This is a genomic window from Frankia sp. AgB1.9 (genome assembly GCF_016786355.1).
Taxonomy (GTDB): Bacteria; Actinomycetota; Actinomycetes; order Frankiales; family Frankiaceae; genus Pseudofrankia.
Window position 1 is genome coordinate 37,058 of sequence record NZ_JADWYX010000004.1, and the last position, 22,292, is coordinate 59,349.

At 72.4% G+C, this 22,292-nt stretch carries 20 protein-coding genes; 5 read left to right on the plus strand and 15 right to left on the minus strand.

Annotated elements, in window-relative coordinates; translation table 11 throughout:
• Nucleotides 1–25: 25 nt before the first annotated feature.
• The 7 genes from I6A60_RS02500 to I6A60_RS02530 form a co-directional block, all read right to left on the minus strand.
• Nucleotides 26–1,174, minus strand: a complete 1,149-nt coding sequence (locus I6A60_RS02500) for an AIM24 family protein (RefSeq protein ID WP_203023696.1) — start codon at nucleotides 1,172–1,174, stop codon at nucleotides 26–28.
• A gap of 100 nt (nucleotides 1,175–1,274) precedes the next feature.
• Nucleotides 1,275–1,967, minus strand: coding sequence for an AIM24 family protein (locus tag I6A60_RS02505; RefSeq protein ID WP_203023697.1), 693 nt, complete (start codon nucleotides 1,965–1,967; stop codon nucleotides 1,275–1,277).
• Nucleotides 1,968–1,979: 12 nt separating this feature from the next.
• Nucleotides 1,980–3,401, minus strand: a complete 1,422-nt coding sequence (locus tag I6A60_RS02510) for a TerD family protein (protein WP_203042626.1) — start codon at nucleotides 3,399–3,401, stop codon at nucleotides 1,980–1,982.
• A 356-nt stretch (nucleotides 3,402–3,757) separates the two neighbouring features.
• The gene (locus tag I6A60_RS02515; RefSeq protein ID WP_203020496.1) at nucleotides 3,758–4,591 is read right to left on the minus strand and encodes a hypothetical protein; all 834 of its coding nucleotides are present in this window, start codon (nucleotides 4,589–4,591) and stop codon (nucleotides 3,758–3,760) included.
• On the minus strand, nucleotides 4,588–5,460 hold the full coding sequence (locus tag I6A60_RS02520; protein ID WP_203020498.1) for an ABC transporter permease: 873 nt from the start codon (nucleotides 5,458–5,460) through the stop codon (nucleotides 4,588–4,590). The genes I6A60_RS02515 and I6A60_RS02520 overlap by 4 nt, the downstream gene beginning before the upstream one ends.
• 37 nt (nucleotides 5,461–5,497) lie before the next feature.
• The gene (locus I6A60_RS02525) at nucleotides 5,498–6,451 is read right to left on the minus strand and encodes an ABC transporter ATP-binding protein (RefSeq protein WP_203020500.1); all 954 of its coding nucleotides are present in this window, start codon (nucleotides 6,449–6,451) and stop codon (nucleotides 5,498–5,500) included.
• An 87-nt stretch (nucleotides 6,452–6,538) separates the two neighbouring features.
• Nucleotides 6,539–7,183: a DUF6308 family protein gene (locus I6A60_RS02530; protein WP_203020502.1), complete on the minus strand. Its 645-nt coding sequence runs from the start codon at nucleotides 7,181–7,183 to the stop codon at nucleotides 6,539–6,541.
• Between the two features lie 463 nt (nucleotides 7,184–7,646).
• Between I6A60_RS02530 and I6A60_RS02535 the strand changes: the two genes are divergently transcribed.
• Nucleotides 7,647–7,985, plus strand: coding sequence for a hypothetical protein (locus tag I6A60_RS02535; protein WP_203020504.1), 339 nt, complete (start codon nucleotides 7,647–7,649; stop codon nucleotides 7,983–7,985).
• Nucleotides 7,986–8,440: 455 nt separating this feature from the next.
• Here the strand turns inward: I6A60_RS02535 and ileS are convergent, their stop codons facing one another.
• Entirely contained in the window at nucleotides 8,441–11,701 is a 3,261-nt protein-coding gene (gene ileS, locus I6A60_RS02540; protein WP_203020506.1) for an isoleucine--tRNA ligase, read from the minus strand.
• Between the two features lie 779 nt (nucleotides 11,702–12,480).
• Between ileS and I6A60_RS02545 the strand changes: the two genes are divergently transcribed.
• From I6A60_RS02545 to I6A60_RS02560, 4 genes are all read left to right on the plus strand, one after another.
• Nucleotides 12,481–13,578: a cyclopropane-fatty-acyl-phospholipid synthase family protein gene (locus I6A60_RS02545; RefSeq protein WP_238434601.1), complete on the plus strand. Its 1,098-nt coding sequence runs from the start codon at nucleotides 12,481–12,483 to the stop codon at nucleotides 13,576–13,578.
• Between the two features lie 105 nt (nucleotides 13,579–13,683).
• A complete protein-coding gene (lspA, locus tag I6A60_RS02550; RefSeq protein ID WP_203020510.1) occupies nucleotides 13,684–14,466 on the plus strand; it encodes a signal peptidase II in 783 nt (260 codons plus the stop codon).
• Nucleotides 14,463–15,440 (plus strand): RluA family pseudouridine synthase, encoded by a 978-nt coding sequence (locus tag I6A60_RS02555; protein WP_203020512.1) that lies wholly within the window; start codon nucleotides 14,463–14,465, stop codon nucleotides 15,438–15,440. The genes lspA and I6A60_RS02555 overlap by 4 nt, the downstream gene beginning before the upstream one ends.
• A complete protein-coding gene (locus I6A60_RS02560; protein ID WP_203020514.1) occupies nucleotides 15,437–16,516 on the plus strand; it encodes a hypothetical protein in 1,080 nt (359 codons plus the stop codon). The genes I6A60_RS02555 and I6A60_RS02560 overlap by 4 nt, the downstream gene beginning before the upstream one ends.
• Before the next feature lie 75 nt (nucleotides 16,517–16,591).
• Here the strand turns inward: I6A60_RS02560 and I6A60_RS02565 are convergent, their stop codons facing one another.
• The 7 genes from I6A60_RS02565 to ftsZ form a co-directional block, all read right to left on the minus strand.
• Complete coding sequence (locus I6A60_RS02565; RefSeq protein WP_203020516.1) at nucleotides 16,592–16,768, minus strand: hypothetical protein; 177 nt, start codon at nucleotides 16,766–16,768, stop codon at nucleotides 16,592–16,594.
• Nucleotides 16,769–16,938: 170 nt separating this feature from the next.
• The gene (locus tag I6A60_RS02570; RefSeq protein WP_203020518.1) at nucleotides 16,939–17,877 is read right to left on the minus strand and encodes a DivIVA domain-containing protein; all 939 of its coding nucleotides are present in this window, start codon (nucleotides 17,875–17,877) and stop codon (nucleotides 16,939–16,941) included.
• 93 nt (nucleotides 17,878–17,970) lie between these two features.
• Nucleotides 17,971–18,225 (minus strand): YggT family protein, encoded by a 255-nt coding sequence (locus I6A60_RS02575; RefSeq protein ID WP_013423537.1) that lies wholly within the window; start codon nucleotides 18,223–18,225, stop codon nucleotides 17,971–17,973.
• Between the two features lie 82 nt (nucleotides 18,226–18,307).
• Nucleotides 18,308–18,847 (minus strand): cell division protein SepF, encoded by a 540-nt coding sequence (locus I6A60_RS02580; protein ID WP_203020520.1) that lies wholly within the window; start codon nucleotides 18,845–18,847, stop codon nucleotides 18,308–18,310.
• Between the two features lie 9 nt (nucleotides 18,848–18,856).
• On the minus strand, nucleotides 18,857–19,753 hold the full coding sequence (locus I6A60_RS02585) for a YggS family pyridoxal phosphate enzyme (RefSeq protein ID WP_203020521.1): 897 nt from the start codon (nucleotides 19,751–19,753) through the stop codon (nucleotides 18,857–18,859).
• 194 nt (nucleotides 19,754–19,947) lie between these two features.
• The gene (pgeF, locus tag I6A60_RS02590; RefSeq protein WP_203020523.1) at nucleotides 19,948–20,688 is read right to left on the minus strand and encodes a peptidoglycan editing factor PgeF; all 741 of its coding nucleotides are present in this window, start codon (nucleotides 20,686–20,688) and stop codon (nucleotides 19,948–19,950) included.
• 3 nt (nucleotides 20,689–20,691) lie between these two features.
• Complete coding sequence (gene ftsZ / locus I6A60_RS02595; protein ID WP_203020525.1) at nucleotides 20,692–22,080, minus strand: cell division protein FtsZ; 1,389 nt, start codon at nucleotides 22,078–22,080, stop codon at nucleotides 20,692–20,694.
• Nucleotides 22,081–22,292 lie beyond the last annotated feature (212 nt).

Here is a 22,292-nt window from a genome sequence, read left to right on the forward strand (position 1 = left end):
GCGGGCCGGTCGCCGCCTTCGGCCACTACTGGATGAAGCCGCGGCCCATCTGGCCGAACAGGCCGCCGAGTCCGGGCGGGCCCTGCAGATGACCGGGCTGCCCGCTCCCGTGCGGGTTGCCCTGGCCGCCGAGCCGGTTGCCGGCGAAGCCGCTCTGGCCCATGCCGAACAGCTGGGCGCCGGGGTTGCGGCCGGCGAGCGCGTTGTACGGCGGCATGAGCTCGCTCGGCTGGATCACGACGAAGCCGTCGCCGGTGAACTGCATCTGCCAGCCCTCGCCGGTGTTCCCGCGCGGCTTCCAGGCCGAGCTCGACGTCACCGCCGCCTCCATCGAGACCTGCAGGCCGGACGACCAGCCGACGACCGCGTCCGCGTCGGCGAAGTAGTAGTTCTGGGTCGTGACGCGCATGACCAGCGGCGCGCCCGTCACGCAGATCGCGAGCTTGCCGCTGCCGGTCAGCTCGATCTGGTAGCCGCCGACCCCCGCGATCCCGACATGGGACTGGATCTTGACGATCTCCCAGCTCAGGCTGGTGTCGAAGGCGAGGACGTTGCGCCCGTCGATCGTGAAGCCGTCCCGGCCGTCGAGGTCGACGAGGTAGACGTCCTGCGCCTGGTTGGCCAGGAAGACGGAGCCGGCGCCGTGGACCTTCATCAGGTGCAGGGTCTCGCCGTCGCCGAACAGGTGGCTCCACTGGCCGGCCCAGCCCTCCCACTGGCCGTCGAAGTGGACGCCGCCCTTGTAGGCGACCATCGCGCCGGCGCGTGCGTAGAACTCGCGCATGCCCTGGGCGCCGAGGTTGGCCTTGAGCATCTTGCCGTTCTGCAGGGTGAACCGCTCGGATGAGCTGACCTCGGGGTTGTCGAGCAGCGAGCTGCGGATGCCGGCGCTCTGGTTGCCACCGGCGCCTGGGCCCATGCCGGGAGGCGGGGGCGGCATTCCCGGCGGGAAGGCACCCGGGCCACCGGGCGGGAAGCCACCGGGGGCACCGGGCGGCGGCGGGAAGCCGCCGGGCCCGGGGGGCGGGTAGCCGCCCGGGGCCTGCGGGTAGCCACCGCCGGGCGGCGGCGGATAGCCGCCCGGCGACGGCGGGTATCCGCCGGGCGGCGGCGGGAATCCCTGACCGGGAGGCGGCGGGTAGCCGGGGCCTTGCGGAGGCGGCGGGTAGCTCATGACGACGTCCTTCCAGCGGCAGCCGGGCACGGCCGGCGCGGGAGCGCAACGACGGGATCGGCGGCGGGCCTCGACCCGCGGGAAGCCAGCGAAAACATGATCATCCGCGTGGCGAGAAGTGCGGGCGGGCGTCCTCGCTGGGCTGGACGACGACGAAGCCCTGGCCGGAGAAGCCCAGCTGGAAGGCCTCGCCCGAGCCGCGGCCGAGCATGCTGCCGATCCCTGCGGTGCGCCGCTTCTCGATGTGCAGCCCCTCGGTGTAGCCGACCAGCGCGTCGGTGTCGACGAACGTCGGCGCCTCGCGGGTGTCCAGCATGATCGGGGTGCCCTTCGAGGTCATCGCGACCCAGCCGGGGTTGGGCGTGTTGTTGCGGATCATCACGTTGAACATGCCCATGCCGGACAACATCGACACGCCCTTGACCCGTTCGATGCCCCACTGCAGGTGGGCGTCGAAGGCGAGGATGTTCTTGCCGTTGACCGACACGGCCTCGTTCGGGGTGAGCTGCAGGACGATGACGTCCTTGCCGTAGTCGGCGAGGTAGAGCAGCCCCTGGCCCTTGGCCGTCATCAGCGGCACGCCCTCGCCGGTCGCCCAGCTCTTGGCGATGTTGCGGATTTGCGGCGGCTGCGGGTCGAACTCGATGAGGCCCTCGTAGCCGATCATCGAGCCGGACCGGGCGAACAGGTCGAACCCGGGCCACATCACCACCTTGGCGATCTTCGACCCGTGCTTGCTCATCCGGTCCATGACCGGGGTCTGGCCGTAGTGATCGATCAGTTGTCCCTGCACGACCGGCTCCCGTCAGACCTCGTACGGCTGGACGACGATGAAATGGCCACCGCCCATGGCCTGGAACTGCATGTTGAACGTCTCGCCGCTCTCGGAGCTGTAGATCTGCCGCGAGATACCGACGTGCGAGGAGACGCTGACGCGTTGGCCGACGGTCCAGCAGACGAGCGCGTTGATGTCCGCGAAGGTCGGTCCCTGGACGGGCAGGGTGAGCGGCGTGCCCTTGGTCATCACGACGACCGTGCCGGGGCCGGACATCTCGAAATGGAAGACGCCGCCGCCTGGGATACCGGCGCTCTCGATCCGCCGGACCTCGCTGCGCACCGTGGCGTCCATGGCCAGCACGTTCTTGGTGTTGACGCACAGCTGCTGGTTGGGACCGAGCTCGACGATGTGCAGGTCGGCCGCGTCCTGGGCGAGGAACACCTCGCCCTGGCCCTTGCAGGTCATCAGCTTCACGCCCTGGCCGGTGAGCTTCTCCTCGAGCATGCCGCGCAGGCCGCGGCTCTTGTAGTCGAACTCGATGTTGCCCTGGTAGGCGACCATCGCGCCACGCAGCGCCAGCGCGTCCTCGCCGAGCCGGACCTTGACCAGCCTGGGGTTCTGCAGCACCCACCGGCCCGGCGCCTGGTTCTCGGCGTACGGGGTGAGGCTCGCCATCGCGCCCGGCGGGACCGGCTGCGCCAGCGACGGCGGCGGTTCCTTGTACAGGCTGATCACGGACGCGGCCGGGCCGGCGGCCGCGGGGGCCATCGGAGCCGCGGGGGGCGCCGCCTGCGGCAGCGGCGGGGCCGCCGGGCGGGGCGGCGGGGGTGGCGGGGCGTAGCCGCCGGGAGCCGGGGGTGGCGGCGCGAACCCGCCGGCCGGGGCCGGCGGGGCGACCGGCGGCGGGGCGGCGGGGGCCTCGGCCTCGACCTCGCCGCCGTAGGACTGGATCAGCTCGGCGAGGCCGCCGGCGAAGCCCTGCCCGTTGGCGGCGACCCGCCAGACACCCTTGCGGTAGACGTCGCCGATCATGACGGCTCGTTCGGTGGTGAAGTCCGCCCCGCTGAAGGGGTAGCGCATCACCTCCTGGCCGCCGACGACGATCCGGAAGTAGCCGGAGACGATCTGCCGGGCGCTGCCGGCGCCGTCGATCGCCGCGCAGAACGACAGCTTGTCGACCGACGACGGCACGGCGCCCAGGTTCACCCGGAACGCGGCAGTGTCGCCCTGCTGGGCGCCGAGCAGCTCGATCGAGCCCTCGGGCGACTTCGGCTGGTTGAAGAAGATGAAGTACCGGTCGTCGGAGAGCCGGTCGTTGCCGTCCAGGCCGAAACAGGAGATGTCCCAGCTGGTGCCCGGGGCGTTGAGCTGGATGCCGATGACAAGGTCGGTGCCCTGCGTGATCGCGGACAGCTGGCTCTTCTGCCCTCGACCGAACTGCGTGACCACGCTGATCCTCCCCGCCGCGTCCTCGTCTGCCTGGCCGCGACCGGGTCACGGGCCTGGGCCCGGGCGCCGTGTCGCAGCCGCCGGGTGGTTCGGACGTCCGCGCCGGGTCAGAAATCCGCTGGATTTCCCACCCGTCGGCATCCGATGTGAACCGGACTGAGTGGAACCTTACAGTCCGCGTCCAGTGAGCCTTCCGCACCTCGGACCGCGACGCTGTCGCTCGGCGGACACCGGGGCGACCGGCCGCGCAGGGCGACCACGCCGGCCGCGACCCAGCCCTCGATTCGCACCAGGGGCGCACATCCGACTACGGACCGCGAGCGGGGTCGCCGACACGGTCCGTAGCGGACGGCGGCTTACTCCGGCTCGCCTGGTCCCGGGGCCGCCGGCTGGCTGGGCGGCGTCGCGGCGTCGACCCGCGGCGGCGCGGCGGCGGCCCGCTCGTCACCGGACGGCTCGGAGGGGGGCAGCACGGCCGGCCGGAACGCCGACGCGGCGGCGAACGCCTCGTCCGGGGCTGGCTGCTCGTCGGGCCCGGGGGCCGGAGCGTTCGCGCGCCGGAGGATGGCGGTCGGCAGCCAGAGTGCGAACGCCAGGACCAGCAGAGCCGTCACCGGCAACACCAGGTACAGCCCGGTTGCGCGGACCTTGACGTCTACGAGGCCTGCGACGTACGCGGGGGCATGCGGCGGCAGCTGGCGCAGCACGCCGGGCGAGCGGACGAGATGGCCGATCCAGCCGGCGAGAAGCGACCCGGCGAACCCGCCGCCGGCGAGGGCCGCCGGCACCGGCCAGCCGGCGTCCGCGGCCCGCCAGCGGGCCAGCACGCCGGCGACGACGCCGGCGCCCAGGCAGATGAAACCGAACGTCGCGTCGATGTCGGCCTGCGCCGTGAACGCCGTCTCGCTCCCGCTGATCCCGGCGGCCACGTCCAGCCGAGGCGCCACGGCGGCCCACAGCAGCCCGAGCAGGGGCCCGGCAGCCGTCAGCCCCAGCAGGAAGAAAAGCCCCGCGCGCAGGTCGCCGCCAGGCAGCTCGCCTGGGAGGAACCGGGCCCGGAAACGGCCCGGCGCGGCATGCCGAGGGCCGCCATCCCCGCCCGACGGGCCAGGCCCGCCGTCTGGGCCCCCGCCGCTGCCCGTACCCCCGCCCGCGTCGGTGACCGGGGCGGGCTCGTGCCGGCGGCTCACGCCGTGCCGGCCCGGCGCAGGGCCCCCGCCGCGGCGACCAGGGTGACGACGGCGACCAGGGCGCACACGCCGAGGTCGAGCGCGACGACGCCCCAGCGCACCGACGGCAGGAACGTCTCGGTGAGGGCGTCGACGGCGTAACTGCTCGGCAGCAGGTCACGCACCAGCCAGCCGATGCCGGGGAGGTGCTTCGACGGGATGATGCCGAGGAACAGCACGATGCTCATGCCAAGCTGGCCGGCGATCGTCGCGAGCTCGGGGCGGGGCGCGAGCAGCCCGGCGGCGGCACCGATCCCGGCGAGGCTCGCGCCGGCGAGCAGCGCGACCGGGGCGAGCACCCAGAGGCCGCCGAGCGGCAGGTCGAACAGCAGCGCGCCGGTGACGGCGGTGACGACGACCCCGGGAACGGCGAACGTCGCGTAGGAGGCCGCGGTGCCTAGCACGACGGCCGTGCCAGGGACGGGCAGCGTCAGGTAGTAGTCGAGCGCGCCGGCCGCCCGCAGGGCACCGAACCGCTGGGCGAGCAGGTTGAGCGCGACGAAGGCGACGACCAGCACCGTGCATCCCGCGACGGCCTGCGCGGCGACGGCGACGTCGGCGATGTCGACTACACCGCGCAGCAACAGCAGGATGCCGACCGACTGCAACGCGGCGACGAACATCAGCGGCATCCGGGCGACCTTGCCCCGGGACAGCTGGCCGCGATAGACGGCGACGAACGCGACCGGGAACGAGGTACGTCCGGGCACCGCGGGGACGACGGTGTGGGCGACGCGCGCCGGGGCGACGGGCACGGCAGCGGCAGCGGCAGCGGCCAGGCTGGTCGGTGTCGGCGGCGTGCCGTCGGCGGCGACGGGAGCGATGGTCACCGGGCCTGCCGTCCGGGCCCGTCGGGACAGGTCTGGGTCACATCCGCTCCAGGTCACGGGAGGTTCCGCCGAGCGACAGGTAGACGTCCTCCAGGGACGGCGTCGCCAGGCTGAAGTCGTCAAGGGCCGCGAACGCGGGGCCGGTGGTGAGCAGGGCGAGTGCCTCGCGGGCCCGCTCCGGTGACATCCGGACGGTCCAGCGACGGCCGGAGCGGGTCGCGCCCTCGCCCAGCCAGCACACCGTCGGGTCGGCGGCGGGCGGCTCCTCGCGCCAGGCGAGCTCGAGGCGGACATCCGCGTCGACGAGCGCCTTCAGCCGGCCCGGTGTGTCACAGGCGATCACCCGACCGGCGTCGAGCACCGCCACCCGGTCGAGCACCGTCTCCGCCTCCAGCACGTTGTGGGTGATCAGCACCACCGTCACACCCGCGTCGTCACAGCGGCGCCGCAGCGCCGTCCAGACCGCGCGCCGGCTACGCGTGTCGAGACCGGTCGTCGGCTCGTCGAGCACCAGCACGGGCCGGGACCCGACGAGCGCCGTCGCGACGCACGCCAGCCGGCGCTGGCCGCCGGACAGCCGGCCAAGGGGGCGGCCGGCGACGCCGACCAGGTCCAGCTCGTCGAGCACCGCGTCCCGCTCGGCGCGGGCCGTGGCCTTCGACAGGCCACGCATCCGCCCGGTGGTCTCCACCGCGGTCGCGACCGGCAGCTCGGCAAGGGCGAGGTCGCTCTGGCCAAGATAGGCGACCAGCCGGGCCGGCAGGTCCGGCCGGGCGACGACGTCGTGCCCGAAGAGCTCGACGCTGCCCTCGTCGGGCCGCAGCAGGCCCATCAGCTGCCGCACCAGCGTCGTCTTACCGGCGCCGTTGGGGCCCAGGATGCCGAACACCTCACCGGCCGGGACATCGAGATCGATGTGGTCGTTGGCGAGCACGACCGTGTCCCCGGACCGGTGCCGGCGGGTCAGACCCCGAACGGCGAAACTACGCACCGGACCATTCTCCCTGACGCCGGGACCACTCCGTACGGGCGGCGGCGTCCGGATAGTCACGCGAGGCCGGCCGGGGCTGCGCCGCGCTCAGACCGCGCTGCTCATCCACACGACGATGTCGAGCATGCGCAGCGAGCTGACCCCCGGGCCGGGGGTCGGGACCAGGTTCGACAGCCGTTGGAACTCCTCGGCGTTCTCGCGCAGGTCGAACTGCATCGCACGGACCAGCAGCTCCATGTACTGCCGCCAGGACCGGCCGTCCTTCGGCGCCGCCGGCACGCAGTTCTCGTGCTGGTAGAAGATCCGGACCTTCGAGTCGAACAGGGGGACGAGCGCCGGACGCTTACGGTGCAGGACCTTGGCGATGAGCGATCCCTTGACGTCGCGGTCGGACACGTCGGGGTCGTCCAGCGGGTCGTAGAGGGCGGCGACCAGGTCGAGGGTGACGTCGTCGGCCTCGATCAGCTCGATACCGGGCGGCAGCTTGTCCAGCGCCCGCTGCAGCAGCGGCATCAGCGCGGTCAGGGTGTGCAGCCGGTCGACGTCCACCCCGACGCCGAGCAGGGCAGGGGCGAGCAGGTCGCCGGTGCAGAGCAGATCGGGGTCACCGTTCGTGACCAGGCCGTCGTAGTACGGGTAGGCGTAACGCAGCCCGCGCTTGCGCGGCCCCAGGTATTCCTCGAGCAGGCTCTCCGCGTCGAAGACCTCCCGGGTGCCCATCGCCAGCTTCACCGAAAGTTCCTCATTCCTCGCGTCTGGCGCCCGTCCCAGGGCACACCGCGGTCTCGGTCGTCCCGGCCGCGCCCGGGGGCACGGCGAGCCGGGCGCGCGGGCGCGCCGGTGTCCCCCAAACAGTACGGCCGATCGTGGCGCTCTGTGACCACCCGTCGCGATCGTCACTGATCGCCCAGGTACTCGCTGAAGATAATCTCCCGCCCGGACCTCGACCGGAAGCACCGGTTGCCCCACCGCAACCCTCACGCCCGTTAGGGGCGGATCCGCGCGCCTTGGCCCGCTCTCGTGCCCGCTCATCGTGGTCGGACGCCGGGGCGAGAGCGGGGCGAACGATTTGCACGCATGTGCGCAGGTCAGCTACTGTCGACTACGACAGTGACGTAGCCGTCACTCATGCCCGACTCTCGCCACAGCACGTCCGCCGGAAGGCGCGGGCGTACACCAAAGAAGGAGGTTGCCCATGTCCGCGGTAGCCACGGTCGGACCGGTCGTTCAGACGGAGACCACGGAGGATGCGCCGCAAAGGACCTACGCTCGGACCATGGCACTGAAGCGCGTCACGATCCGCGTTCCAGAAGAGCTCCTCGCCAAGGCGCATCGCGCGATGGAAGAGGGCCGGGCCGCGTCGGTCTCGGCCTACTTCGTGAAGCTCGCCGAACTGGAGCCTGACTGGAGGGATGCCCGGGAGGTGGTCGACGAGATGATCGCGGCTATCGGCGGCATCGACCCGGAGACCGAGGCGTGGGCCCGATCAGTGCTCGACGAGGACCAAGCTGGTGAGAACGCCGGCCCAGCATGAAGGCGGTCGTTCTCGACTCGGGCGCGCTGATCGCGCTTGAACGGCAGGACCATCGGATGATCAAGATTGTTGATAGGGTCATCTCCGGCCAGCTGCCGACGTACCTCCCGGCCGGAGTGCTGGCGCAGGTCTGGCGTGGCTCGCCTCGGCAGCATTCGCTGACCCGACTCGTGCGGGACCCGCTCGGTCCGCGTCGAGCCTCTGTCCGAAGATGCCGCGCGAAGCATCGGACGACTGCTCGCGGCGAGCGGTACCAGCGATGTCGTGGACGGACACGTGGCACTACTCGCCCGCCATCGGCACGCGACGGTCATCACGTCAGACCCGAAAGACCTGCAGCTCCTTGATGCGACGCTCCCGTTGATCATCGTCTAGGCGTTTGCCGACAACCGACCCACAGCTGGCCCGCAGGCTGCCCGCCCGCATTGACGCGCGCGGGCAGCCTGCAGCCGGCTCTACCTGGCCGCCGGTTCCGCTTTGCCCAGCGCGAAGTTGAGGCCCAGCTCGTCCGAGGTGTGGTGGGTGCCGGCCGGCAGATCGCCCTCGACGAAGCTGACGGCCAGGACCTCCTCGGCGACCGATGCCGCGTGCTCGCGCAGCGCCAGCGCGGTCGCGGACTTGGACGCCGACCACCAGACGTCGACCCGGTCGGTGATCTCCAGGCCGGAGCTCTTGCGGGCGTCCTGCAGGACACGGACGACGTCGCGGGCGAGGCCGGCCCGGGCCAGCTCCGGGGTGATCTCCAGGTCGAGGGCGACCGACAGGCCGGACTCGGAGGTGACCGCCCAGCCCTGGCGCGGCGTCTCGGTGACGATCAGTTCGTCGCCGGACAGCTCGATGGACTCGCCCTCGACCACGACCGTGAGCTTCCCGTCCACGGGCAGCCCCGCGGTGGCGACGGCGCCCGCCACGACCGGCGTCCGCTTGCCGAACCGACGGCCCAACGCCCGGAAGTTCGGTTTGACCGAGACGTCGACGACATCCGCGGTCGCGCCCTCGACGGTCGTGACGTTGAGCTCGTCGGCGATCTGGGCCCGCAGCTCGGCGGGAAGCGACTCGAAGGCGGCCCCGCCGACAACGGCCCGCGGCAGCGGCTGGCGGGTCCGCACCGCGCTGCCTGCCCTGGCGGCTCGGCCGAGCTCCACGATCCGGCGGACGAGCGTCATCTGCTCGGAGAGCGTCTCGTCAACCCAGGACGCGGGCGGCTCGGGCCAGGAGGCCAGGTGCACCGAGTCCGGCGAGCCGGGGGTGTGGGCGAACAGCCGGGCCCACAGCCAGTCGGTCAGGAACGGCGCGAACGGCGCCATCGCCCGGGTGACCCCGTCCAGGCAGCGGTAGAGGGTGTCCAGCGCGTCCGGGTCGCCGGCCCAGAACCGCCGCCGCGACCGGCGGACGTACCAGTTCGACAGGTCGTCGACGAACTGGGAGAGGCGTCGACCGGCGCGCAGCGTGTCGAACTTCTCCAGCGCCTCGTCGACCTCGCGGACGGTCGCGGCCAGCTCCGAGAGGGCCCAGCGGTCGAGGACCGGGCGGTCAGCGGGCGGCGCGCCGTGGGCCTCGGCCGGGTCCCAGCCAGCGGCCGAGGCGTAGAGGGAGAAGAAGGACGCGGTGTTCCAGTAGGTCAGCAGGACCTTGCGGACGATGTCCTCGATCGCCTCGTGGCCGACCCGGCGGTCCGACCACGGCGAGCCGCCGGCGAGCATCAGCCAGCGGACCGCGTCCGCGCCGTGCTGCTCGAACAGCGCGAACGGGTCCAGGACGTTGCCGATGTGCTTGGACATCTTGCGTCCGTCGGCGTCCAGCAGCAGGCCGAGGCAGAGCACGGTCTCGTAGCTCGACTGGTCGAAGACCAGCGTGCCGACGGCCATCATCGTGTAGAACCAGCCGCGGGTCTGGTCGATCGCCTCGCAGATGTACTGCGCCGGGTAGTGGCTGGCGAACTCGTCCTGGTTGCGGTGCGGGGCGCCCCACTGGGCGAACGGCATCGCGCCGCTGTCGTACCAGACGTCGATCACCTCGGGCACCCGGCTGGCCGTGCCGCCGCAGCCCTCGTGCCGGCAGGGCAGGGTGACGTCGTCGACGAAGGGCCGGTGCGGGTCGAGGGCGGACAGGTCGCGGCCGGTGAGCGTCGAGAGCTCGGCCAGCGACTCGACGCAGGTCAGGTGGGTCGGGTCGTCCTGGCAGCGCCAGATCGGTAGCGGGGTGCCCCAGTAGCGGTTGCGCGACAGCGCCCAGTCGACGTTGTTGCGCAGCCACTCGCCGTAGCGGCCGGTTCTGATCCGGTCCGGGTGCCAGTCGGTCTTCGCGTTCTCCTCGACCAGCCGGTCACGGATCGCCGTCGTGCGGATGTACCAGCTGGGCAGCGGGTAGTAGATCAACGGCGTGTGGCAGCGCCAGCAGTGCGGGTAGCTGTGCACGTAGCTGGTGCCGCGCCACAGCAGCCCGCGGGCGTCGAGGTCCGCGGTCAGCGGCGCGTCGGCGTCCTTGAAGAACTGCCCGCCGACGAGCGGGACGTCGGCCAGGAAGTGGCCGTCGGTGCCGATCGGGTTGACGACCGGCAGGCCCACGCCGCGGCAGACCCCGAGGTCCTCGGCGCCGAACGCCGGCGCCTGATGGACCAGACCCGTGCCGTCGGTGGTGGTGACGTAGTCGGCGAGCAGCACCGAGTGCGGGGCCGCCGCGGCACGGCCGGCGGCGAGCCGGCCGGTGACCCCGTCGGCGCCGGGCTCGAACCGGGCCGCGTCGAGCAGCTCGAACGGCCGCTGGTACCGGGTTCCGGCGAGCTGGGCGCCGGTCAGCCGGTCGACGACCGTGGCCCCCTCGGCAGCGTCACCGAGGGCCGTGGCGACGAGCGGCTCGGCGACCACGAGGTGCTCCCCCGCGGCGGTGCGCACGAGGACGTAGGTGACGTCCGGATGGGCCGCGACGGCCGTGTTGGAGACCAGCGTCCACGGGGTCGTCGTCCAGACGAGCAGCCTCGCGTCGCGCTCGGCGGTGAAGAACCCCGCCGGCCCGGTGCCGGCCACGACCGGGAACCGGACGTAGACCGACGGGTCGGCGACGTCCTTGTAGCCCTGGGAGACCTCGTGGTCGGACAGCGGGGTCTCGTCGCGCGGGCAGTACGGGGTGACCCGGAAGTCCTCGACCAGCAGGCCCTTGTCGAAGATCTGCCGCAGGGACCACCAGACGGACTCGATGTAGGACGTGTCCATCGTCCGGTAGGCGCCGTCGAGGTCGACCCAGTAGCCCATCCGCTCCGTCATCGCGGAGAAGTCGGCGACGTGGCGAAGCACCGACTCGCGGCAGCGGGCGTTGAACTCGGCGATGCCGTACTTCTCGATGTCCGACTTGCTGGTGAAGCCCAGCTCCTTCTCGACCGCGAGCTCGACGGGAAGGCCGTGGCAGTCCCAGCCCGCGCGGCGGGGGACGTGGTAGCCCTTCATCGTCCGGTAGCGCGGGAAGATGTCCTTGAACACCCGTGCCTCGACGTGGTGGGCGCCCGGCTTGCCGTTGGCGGTCGGCGGGCCCTCGAAGAACACCCACAGCGGCGCGTCGGCGGTCGCGGCCAGCGAGCGCTCGAAGACCTGGGTGTCACGCCAGCGGTCGAGCGTCTCCTGCTCGAAGGCGGGCAGGTCGACCTTCGTCGGCAGCGGGGCGAACGCCGGCGGATGGTCGGCGCTGGCAGCGGTGGTGGGCGTATCCGTGGGGCTGGTCATCGTGGTGGGGTCCCGGTCTCCGTCGACATGGCTGTGCCGCCGGAGGGACGACGCCACTGCGCTCCCCCGGGCCCAGACCCGGCGGCGCGGCGACACCGCGGTACCACCCTCCTTGCGCGCCGGCCCGGCCTGCCGGCCGCGGGCGCACCCCTCGTTCCACCGCGGCTGCCGGATCTACTGACGCCCAGGACGAGCGTGTTCTCCCGACGACTCAGGGCTGATCTTCACGACGCGCTAGCCACCGGGCTTCCACCATCCCCGGCTCGCTGGAGTTCTCGTGCTGGCCGCGCCCGCCGCTACTCGTCCCGTCGACGTCTTGCCGCTGGCTGTTTCCCAGCGTAGCGGAGCGACGCAACCCGGTTTACCCGGCCGCTCCCAGCCGGACCCGGAACAGCCATGATCACGGATTTTCCGCCCGGAGCCACGCCCAGGCCCGGTCAGATGCCAAGCCGATCGGGAGACACCGCCGCTCACGGGAGACACGCCGCTCAATGGCCGGCCCCGGTTCGCACAGTCGTTCCCTCGACGTTTCCACATAGTGGGCCCGAAGTGGCCATAATCGCCAGGAGCAATAGACACAAATGGCCCGGGCAAGTGATCCCCTACTTGGTCCGTATGCGGATCAGTGGGACCCCCATGGGCACCGGGGTCCCCGGGAGCGCGACCCGGCGGAGACCTCGGGTTGGGTGAGGATGAGCACGGCTACCTGGGACCGCTTCGAGCGTCGGCTTCGGCAGGCCTGTGCGAAGAGGTCGATACGGACCACGTTCACCGTCCAGATGTCGGATGGCTTCACGTTCCAGGTCGGTGACGACGAGCCGCGGTTCTCGATAACCAGCCAGGCGGCGGCCGGTGACAAGGCGCTGACATCCATGGATCTCTTCCAGGTCGGCGACGCCTTCATCGGCGGCGCCGTGGCGGTCGACGGCGACGTCGTCGCGGCACTGGCCTCCCGGAAGGTCTTCTCGGACTTCCACCCGCTTGTCTGGCTCCGGCGGTTCGCGCCGCTGGCCCTCGGCGGCCGCGCCCAGCGCAGGGCCGACGACGCGGCGATCGCCGCGCACTACGACGAGGACGCGGACTTCTTCACCACGTTCCTGGACACGGCATACCGGTGCTACACGCACGGCGTCTTCACGTCGGACACCGAGCCGCTCGAGGCCGCGATGGCGAACAAGATGCGCTACGCGTACGAGGCCCTGGAGCTGTCCCCCGGCGCCCGCGTGGTCGAGGTCGGCGGCGGCTGGGGCGCGTTCCTGCAGTACGGCTCCGAGCAGGGTGCCCGGGTGACGTCACTCACGCTCTCCCGCGCCTCCGAGACGTTCATGAACGACCTCGCGAAGGAACGCGGGTTCCGCGACGCGACGGTCGTGCGCCAGCACCTGTTCGCGTACGAGAGCAGCAAGCCCTACGACGCGCTCGTGAACATGGGCGTCACGGAGCATCTGCCCGACTACAGGTCCACGCTGCGCAAGTACGCGGAGCTGGTCCGTCCGGGCGGCCTGGTCTACCTCGATGCCGTGGCGATGCGCCGCAAACACCACCTGTCAAGCTTCATGAGCCGGCACATCTATCCGGGCCGCTCGACGCCGATGGTGCTGCACGAGTACCTGGCCTGTGTCGCCCGGTCGCCGCACTTCCGGGTCCGGACCGTGATCGAGGACACCCGCAACTACATGCTGACCTGCCGAGCGTGGGCGCTGGGCCTCGACGGGGCCCGAGAGCAGATCACCGAGCGCTGGGGCGCCGAGATCTACCTCAGGTTCCGCGCGTTCCTGTGGGGCTCGACGGCCGGGTTCGTCACCGGCCAGCTGCAGGCCTACCGGGTCGTGCTGGAGCGCCTCGGCACCGGCGACGTCGCCGAGCTGCCGGCCTGACCTCCCGCGGCCGACAGCCGGGCGGCGCGCAGACGAAAGCCCAGCCCACGGGCCATCCGGCGGGCGGCGACGAGTCCGGTCGCCGACGCCCGTAGAGTTGACGGCGTGGGAGAGGCACCGACCAGCGAGGGTGACGTACGCGAGCCGGGCGACGAGTCCGTCGCGCGCGCGTATCTGGACTGGGGCAAGGAGCCGGAACCGACGGCTGGGAAGGCCACCGGCGCGCACGCCGGTCCGCCCGCGGCGACGCGGGCCGACGGTGCGTCCGGCGGGGTCACCCTGCCCGGCGACGAAGACGCAGAGCTCCGGGGCGGAGGGTCCGCCCCTCGGGCATCCCGATCAGTCGCGCGCACCCCGGTGCGCGTTCTGCTCGGCACGGCGGTCGGAATCGTCCTGCTCGACGCCATCACGAAGATCATCGTCGTGGCGACGCTCTCCAACCACGCGCCGGTGACGCTGATCCCGGGTGTGCTCCAGCTGGAGCTCACCCGTAACTCCGGTGCCGCGTTCAGCATCGGGGGCGGCGCCACGGTGCTGTTCAGCCTGATCGCCGTGGCCGTGGTCGTCATCGTCGCGCGCACCGCCCGCCGGCTGGCCTCGGTCGCCTGGGCCGTCGTGCTCGGCGCGATCGTCGGCGGCGCCGTCGGGAACCTCGTCGACCGGCTGGTCCGCGCGCCCGGTCCACTGCGCGGCCACGTGGTCGACTGGATCTATCTGCACCACTGGCCGATCTTCAACGTGGCCGACTCGTCGATCGTCATCGCCGCCGTGCTCGCGGTGATCCTCTCGGCGCTGGGTATCGGCCTGGACGGCGGCCGGTACAGCCGAACGGACCAGGCAGCAGCGCCGGGGCCGCCGGTCGAGCAGCCCCCGGCCGGCCGGGGATGACGCCGGTGCCGGCCGAGGCCGGCTCCCCCGTCTCCCGCCGCCCGGGAGAGCACCGCTCGCTGCCGGTACCCGACGGTCTCGACGGGCTGCGCCTCGACGCAGCGATCGCGCGGATGTTCGGACTGTCCCGTACCGTCGCCGCCGCGCTGGTCGACGACGGTCAGGTCAGCGTGGACGGAACCGCGCCCGGCCGGTCCGACCGCGTGCGCGGCGGCGCGTGGCTGGACGTCGAGCTGCCGCCCTCGCCGCGCCCGGTCACCGAGGTGATCGCGACTCCCGTCGACGGCCTGACGATCGTGCACGACGACGACGACCTCGTCGTCATCGACAAACCCGTCGGAGTGGCGGCGCACCCGGCGCCCGGCTACACCGGGCCGACCGTGATCGGCGCGCTCGCCGCCGCTGGTTACCGGATCGCCACCTCCGGGGCGGCCGAGCGGCAGGGCGTCGTGCATCGGCTCGACGTCGGCACCACCGGGGTGATGGTGGTCGCGAAGAGCGAGTCGGGCTACGCGGCGCTCAAGCGGGCGTTCCGCGAACGTGAGGTCGACAAGCGCTACCGGGCGGTCGTCCAGGGCCACCCCGACCCGCTGCGTGGCACCGTGGACGCCCCGATCGACCGGCACCCGCGCAAGCCGGGCCTGTTCGCCGTCGTCGCCGACGGGAAGCCCAGCGTCACCCACTACGACCTCGATGAGGCGTTCCGCGCCGCGTCGCTGCTCGAGGTCCGGCTGGAGACCGGCCGCACCCACCAGATCCGGGTGCACATGTCCGCGTTGCGCCATCCCTGCGTCGGTGACCTGGCCTACGGCGCCGATCCGACCCTGGCCGAGAAGCTCGGCCTGCGCCGCCAGTGGCTGCACGCCTTCCAGCTGTCCTTCGAACATCCGGCGGACGGCCGGCTGGTCACCTTCACCAGCCCCGACCCGCCTGATCTCGCCGAGGCGCTGGAGCGGCTCCGGGCGATGTCGTGAGCCCGCTGCCGCCCCGCTTCCCTGGGCGCTCGGCCGCGCGTGAGGTTGTGGGCGCGGCCCGCCAGGCCGGCATCCGGGCGGCGGTCGAGGTCGCCACCGCCGGCGGCGCTCGGCTCGCACGGGCGGCCGACCACGCGGGGCCGTTGCTCGACCAGCTTGACGACACCCTGCTCCCGGCGACAGGCGACGCCCTGGAGGTGGTCGCCGGCGGCGCCGCCGCGACCAGCCGGGCCGTGGCGACCCGGCTCCTGCGCTTAGCCGTCCGGGTTCGGCTGCTCTCGTCCCCCAGCCCGGCGGACGGCGTCCCCTACGCCACGCTGGGCACCGGCGGCGGGGTCGCCGCGGCCTCAGGCCCGGCCGGGGTCATGCCGGTCGGACGGGCGATGTTGGAGCGGGGCGCGCGGATCGCGGTGCTCGGCCTGGTCGCGATGATCGTGCTGAGCACGGCGGCCGCGCTGCTGCTGCCCGGGGTCAGCGGCCAGCCGGTCGTGGAGCCGGTCACCTCCGGCCCGCCGCCGGGCGGTGGGCGGGCGGCCGCGCCACCGCCGGCCTTCACCCCGAGCGTCACCATCGGCCCGTTCGCGGGCGACTCGACGGCCGCCTACATCGGGATCGCGGACCGCGAGCTGACCCAGCAGGCCCAGGCCGCCCCCGACGCCGAGCTGCTCGCTGTGGTGGACCTGAGCGGGTTTCGGTCCCCGCAGGCCCTGCATGCCCTGCTCAGCGACTACCGCGTGACCCAGGTCTTCTTCACCGTCCCGGGCAGCGGCGGGGTCTATCAGGCGGCGGTCCGCGACCCGCTGGCGGACGTGCTGGCCGCGTTCGACGCCCAGGCCGCCGGCGCGGCCGGACGGGCCGCGACCACCGCCGACGCGGCCACCCGCAGGCGTGACCAGTCCGAGGCGACCGCGCTGCGCGCCCACTGCGACTGCGCCTTCGCCGCCGTCATCCGGACCCCGGCGGTTCGGCTCATCGAACTGCGGGCGAACCCGGCTGTCCGGGTCATCGACGCCGCCCCGCCCGGAGCCGTGGAAAGCACGGTCCGCTTCATCCCCCTCGCCCCCGACCAGCAGTAGACCAGCGCCAGGCCAGCCGCCTCAGGGTCGAAACGGCGCCACGAGCCCGAAGACCGCGGGCGTGACCCCAGGGATTCAGCCGACGGACCCGCCAGGACCGCGGCGGGCCCGGCGGGCGGCGCCGAGAGGCAGCATCCCCGCGGCGAAGAGAGTCAACGCCAGGGACGCATAGACGCAGGCGGTCGGTCCGAAGGCACCGGCCACCCACAGCACGGCCGCGACCGCCAGCAACCCGCCACTAAGGATGATCATCGCTCATCCTCTCCTCGGTCCCCCGCCACCTGGGCGCGGACCGGGTTCCGGAACGGCGGGACGGCACGATCGGTCGACCGCGAGCCGGCACGGGTACCGTGCCGGCCACGCATTCTCACCAGGCATGCTCACCGTCGGGCGAGAACTCCGCGCCGACGGTGAGCCTCGCGTCAGAAGTCCTGCATGCCGTTGTTGGCGCGCGGGTCGTGATCGGGGCGGCCGACGCCGTTCTGGACGCCCATCTGCCCGGGACCGGGCTGGTAGGCCCCGGCCGGCACACCGACGCCCGCGGGCTGCGGCTGCTGCTGGGCCCCCTGCGAGCCAGGGTTGAGACCTGGCCGCTGCGGGCCACCCGAGCCGACTGCCGGCTGGGTCGGCATGCCGTCGAGGTCGCGCAGCTGCATCTCCAGGTAGGCACGCAGCCGGGTGCGGTACTCACGCTCGAACGCGCGCAGCTGCTCGACCTGGCCCTCGAGGCGACGCTTGTCGTCCTCCAGGCCACCGAGCTGCTCGGCGACGTGCGCCCGCGCCTCGGCGAGGATGCGGTCCGCGTCCTGACGAGCCTCGCGGCGGGCACGCTCGGACTCGGCACGCGCCTCCCGCACAGCCTCGTCGGCGGTCCGCTGAGCGAGCACCAGGGTACGGGCGACCCGCTGCTCGATCTCCGTGTCGATCGCCGCGTTGCCCGACGGGGCCTGCTGCTGCTGCGCCGCGGCCGCACGGGCACCGACCGCCGGGATCACCTGGGTCGCGCCGCCGGGAATCGGGACCGGGGACGTCGACGGGCCACGAGCCGCGGCGGCCGCCGCCTGAGCCTGGGCCTGCTGGGCGGCTGCCTGCGCCTGGGCGGCGGCACGGCGTGCCTCCTCCACCTGGCGGCGCAGCTGCTGGTTCTCCTCGATGAGCTGAGGCGGCACGCCCGGGCCACCGCCGCCGGCGCGCCGGGCCTCGTCGAGCTGGCGGCGGACGTCGGCGTTCTCGTCCAGCAGCCGGGTCAGCTCAGCCTCGACCTCGTCGAGGAAGGTGTCAACCTCATCCTCGTTGTAGCCGGTCCGGAACCTCGTCGGGCTGAAGACCTTGTTCTGGACATCCTGTGGTGTCAGCGCCACGTCGCCTCCTCATGCGGCATCGCCGCTCCCCGAAGAGAGGGCGGTCTACGGGCAGTCTCCCGCGCCCGTGTCGGCGGTGTGCACACGACCCCGTCACAACCTCGTCGCATAGCTCCGCAACACCACGATCACGATGAACAACAGCAGGAAACCGAGGTCGAAGGCAACCGATCCGACGCGCAGCGGCGGGATGAAGCGCCGCAGCAGTCGCAACGGGGGGTCAGTCGCCGTGTACACGACCTCGCAGATCACGACCCACGGGCCGGTGGGTCGAAAGTTCCGACTCACCGACTGCAGCAGGTCGATGACCGCCCGCGCAATCAGAAGCAGAAGGTACACCAGCAGCACCCATGAGATGACAGCGCCCAGAGTGCTGATGACTACCTCTCCTTGTTGGCGGGACGTCCTTGGCGGGTTAGACGCCAAGCCGTCAGGACTGGTTGTAGAAGCCACCCTCGGCGATACGCTGCCGGTCACTTTCGGTGACCTCGACGTTCGATGGAGTAAGCAGGAAGACCTTGTTGGTCACCCTCTCGATCCGCCCGTGCAACCCGAAGATCAGCCCGGCGGCGAAATCGATCATCCGCTTGGCCTCTACATCGTCCATCTCGGTGAGGTTCATGATGACGGGGGTGCCGTCCCTGAACTCCTCACCGATCTGACGGGCGTCATTGTAGCTCCGCGGCTGGAGCGTGGTGATCCGGTAAGGGGAGGGGTCCTCCACAGCAGCTACCCGTCGCATAGGAACCGCTCCAGCGGGACGCAGCGGCTCGACGGATGAGGAACGTCTGGCCATTGGCGGCGGCTCCTCTCGCGCGTCGATACGCCGCACCGTTCGGTCGAACGGGACGGGCTCGCGCACGTCCCGTCGGTCATCCTGACCGTCGTCCTCGTCGTCGAGGTAGTCGTACTCTTCGTCGTCCTCCTCGGCCAGACCGAGGTAGACCATCGCCCTGCGCCCGAGCCCCATGGCGCGACTCTAAGGGACAGGAAGCCGCTCACCGAACAAAGCGGTCCCGATCCGTAGGTGTGTCGCGCCTTCGGCCACCGCCGCTTCCAGATCCCCTGACATTCCGGCACTGATGACGCGCGCGTCGGGATGGGTTTGGCGCAGCTTCTCGGCGACTTCCCGTAGCCGGGCGAAGGCTGGGCGTGGCGGTTGTCCTCGCGGAGCCACCGCCATCACTCCGGCTAGCCGCAGCCAGCCCGCCGCTGCGACAAGATCGGCCAAACCGGGGACATCCGCGGGCGCGGCGCCGCCCCGCCCGGCGTTCGGGGCACCGTTGGGCCCCGATTCGGGTCCGCCGGGGGACGTGTCGAGCGACACCTGCAGGCACACGGTCAGCTCGCGGCCCGCCGTCGCCGCCGCCCGGGCAAGGCTCGCGACGATTTCGGGCCGGTCCACGCACTGGACCCAGTCTGCCCATCGGGCCACCGCGTTCGCCTTGTTCCGCTGCAGCTGCCCGACGTAATGCCAGATCGTCCGCTCTGCCGCACTTGTCCCCGCGTGACAGGAATCTCCCCCGCGAACGGAGTCCTCGGCCAGCCCGGACCCGGCGGCGACGCCGTTCACCCCGGCCGGGAGCAGGCCCAGCCGCGCGTGGACCTCGGCGACCTTGCGGGCGGCCTCCTGCTCACGGTTCTCGGCGAAGTGCGTCACCCCGAGCCCGCGCAGAACCACGACATCGGCGGCGGGCCAGGTCTTGCTCACGGCGACGAGGGTCAGCTCGGCCGGGTCGCGGCCGGCCGCGCGGGCCGCGGTGGCGATCCGGTCCTGCACGTCGTCGAGGTTGGCCCGCAGCCTTGGCAGGTCGGCCCGCGGTCCGTCGTCGGATGTGTCCGCTGTGTCCGCGCCAGTCAGTTCGCCACCGTGCATGTCCCTACTGACCGCCCTGGAGCCTTTCCCGTCAAGTCGACCGGTCCAGGCCGTGGGGCCGCGGCGCTTGACCGGCCGCGGCCGGCGGCCGGCGAGCCGCGCGCTCACAGCGTCTCGGGTTCGCTTCGTCGCCTCACTCACTCCGCGGCCGTCCTCGTACCTCGGACGACCACTCCACTCGCTCACTCCTGCGCTCACAGCCACGCGACACCGGCGAAACGGCCGGTGCGGCCGGCGTCGCGGCGATGCGAGAACAGCGCGGGGTCCTCCATGGTGCAGCGGTCGGAGACCGTGATGTCGGTGACACCCAGGTCCCGCAGCTGCCCGGCGACGCCGGCGCGCAGGTCCAAAGCCGGGGTGCCGGCCCTGGTGGCGGTCGCCGTGCCCGGGACGAGGGCCTCGACCTCGTCGCGCATCGCCGCCGGCACCTCGTAGCAGCGGCCGCACACCGACGGCCCGACCTCGACGTGGAGGTGCTCCGGCGCGGCGCCGAGGTCGGCCAGGGCGGCGACGGTCGCGGGCACCACGCCGGCGGCGAGCCCGGCCCGACCCGCGTGCGCGACGCCGACCGCGCCGGGAGCGGTGAACACCACCGGCACGCAGTCCGCGACCAGCACCGTCAGCGCGAGGCCGGGAACGTCGGTGACCAGACCGTCCTCCCCGCGCGAGTCGGCGTCCCGCGCGGCCGCCCGTTCGGGCGCGGAGCCGAGGGCGCCGTCGCGAAACCAGTCCGCCCGGGTCCGCTCACTGAGCGTAACCACCACGGCGCCGTGGACCTGGCGCATGAAGCACGCCGGCGCCCCGGTGATCTCGGCGAGCACGCGCCGGTTGGCCGCTACCGCCTCGGGATCGTCTCCGACGTGGGCGCCGAGGTTCAGCCCGGCATACGGGCCAGCGGACACGCCGCCGGAGCGGTCGGTGAACAGGAAGGGCACGGGTTACTTGAGGAAGTCCGGGACGTCCAGCTCGTCCTCGTCGTCGGCGATCGGCCGGACCGGCCGGCGCTGCGGCGGGTAGCTCGGCCGCGCCCCGGACCGCTGGTCGGGGCCGGACCCGTAGCCGCCGTCAGACCCGTACCCACCGGTTCCGGAGCCGTGGCCCTCGCCGTGCTGGGCGACGTACCGGTGCGGGGGCTCGTCCATCTCCGGCCGCGGGTCGAGCGGCTCCGGCACGTACTGGGCCGGCGTCGGCGCAGGAGCGGCCGGCGGCGGGCCCAACGGGGGCGGCGCATAGCTGGGCGTCGGCTGCGATCCGGGCGGCGGCGTGACGACCGGCGGGATCGCCGGCAGCACGCCGGCCGGGACCGGCGTGGCGGCGGCGACAGCTGGCGGCGGGCTCGGGCGGGAGCGCTGCTGCGCCGCGCCCTTGGCCCGCCGGTCCGGCACGGTGTCGAAGCCGGCGGCGATCACCGTCACCCGGACCTCGTCACCCAGGGCATCGTCAATCACGGCACCGAAGATGATGTTCGCCTCGGGGTGGGCGGCGTCGGCGACCAGCTCGGCGGCGGCGTTGATCTCGAACAGGCCGAGGTCGGAGCCGCCGGAGATGTTGAGCAGCACGCCCTGGGCGCCGTCCATGCTGGCCTCGAGCAGCGGCGAGGCGATCGCCTGCTCGGCCGCGACGGTGGCCCGGTCGTCGCCGCGGGCCCGGCCGATGCCCATCAGGGCGGAGCCGGCGTGCGACATGACGGTCTTGACGTCCGCGAAGTCGAGGTTGATCAGGCCGGGGGTCGTGATCAGGTCGGTGATGCCCTGGACACCGGAGAGCAGGACCTGGTCGGCACTGCGGAACGCGTCGAGGACGCTGATGTCGCGGTCGGTCATCGCCAGCAGCCGGTCGTTCGGGATGACGATGAGGGTGTCGACCTCGTTGCGCAGCGTGTCGATGCCCGTGTCGGCCTGGTTCGCCCGGCGGCGACCCTCGAACGTGAACGGGCGGGTGACCACACCGATCGTCAGAGCGCCCAGCGAGCGGGCCACGTTGGCCACCACCGGCGCGCCGCCGGTGCCGGTGCCGCCGCCCTCGCCGGCCGTGACGAACACCATGTCGGCGCCCTTGAGGACTTCCTCGATCTCCTCGCGGTGGTCCTCGGCGGCCTGCCGGCCGACCTCGGGGTCGGCGCCGGCGCCGAGGCCCCGGGTGAGCTCGCGGCCGACGTCGAGCTTCACGTCGGCGTCGCTCATCAGCAGCGCCTGGGCGTCGGTGTTGATCGCGATGAACTCGACGCCCTTGAGACCGACCTCGATCATTCGGTTCACAGCGTTGACGCCACCGCCACCAATGCCGACAACCTTGATGACCGCTAGGTAGTTCTGCGGGGCTGCCATTGCGGGGTCGGTCCTCCAGCGGCGTCGGTGGGGCGGAACAACACCCGCCCGCGCCAGTACGTCCGTCTTAACGGCGCCGCCGGAGCGAGTCGGGAGAAGTAGCCGCCGAGCCTCAACCTTCACCGTGCACTAGACGGTTAGAGTTATGTCAACTTGCGACTGTGTTTGGACAGTAGGCATGGCGTCCGCATGGGTCAAGGAACCGCCCGGCG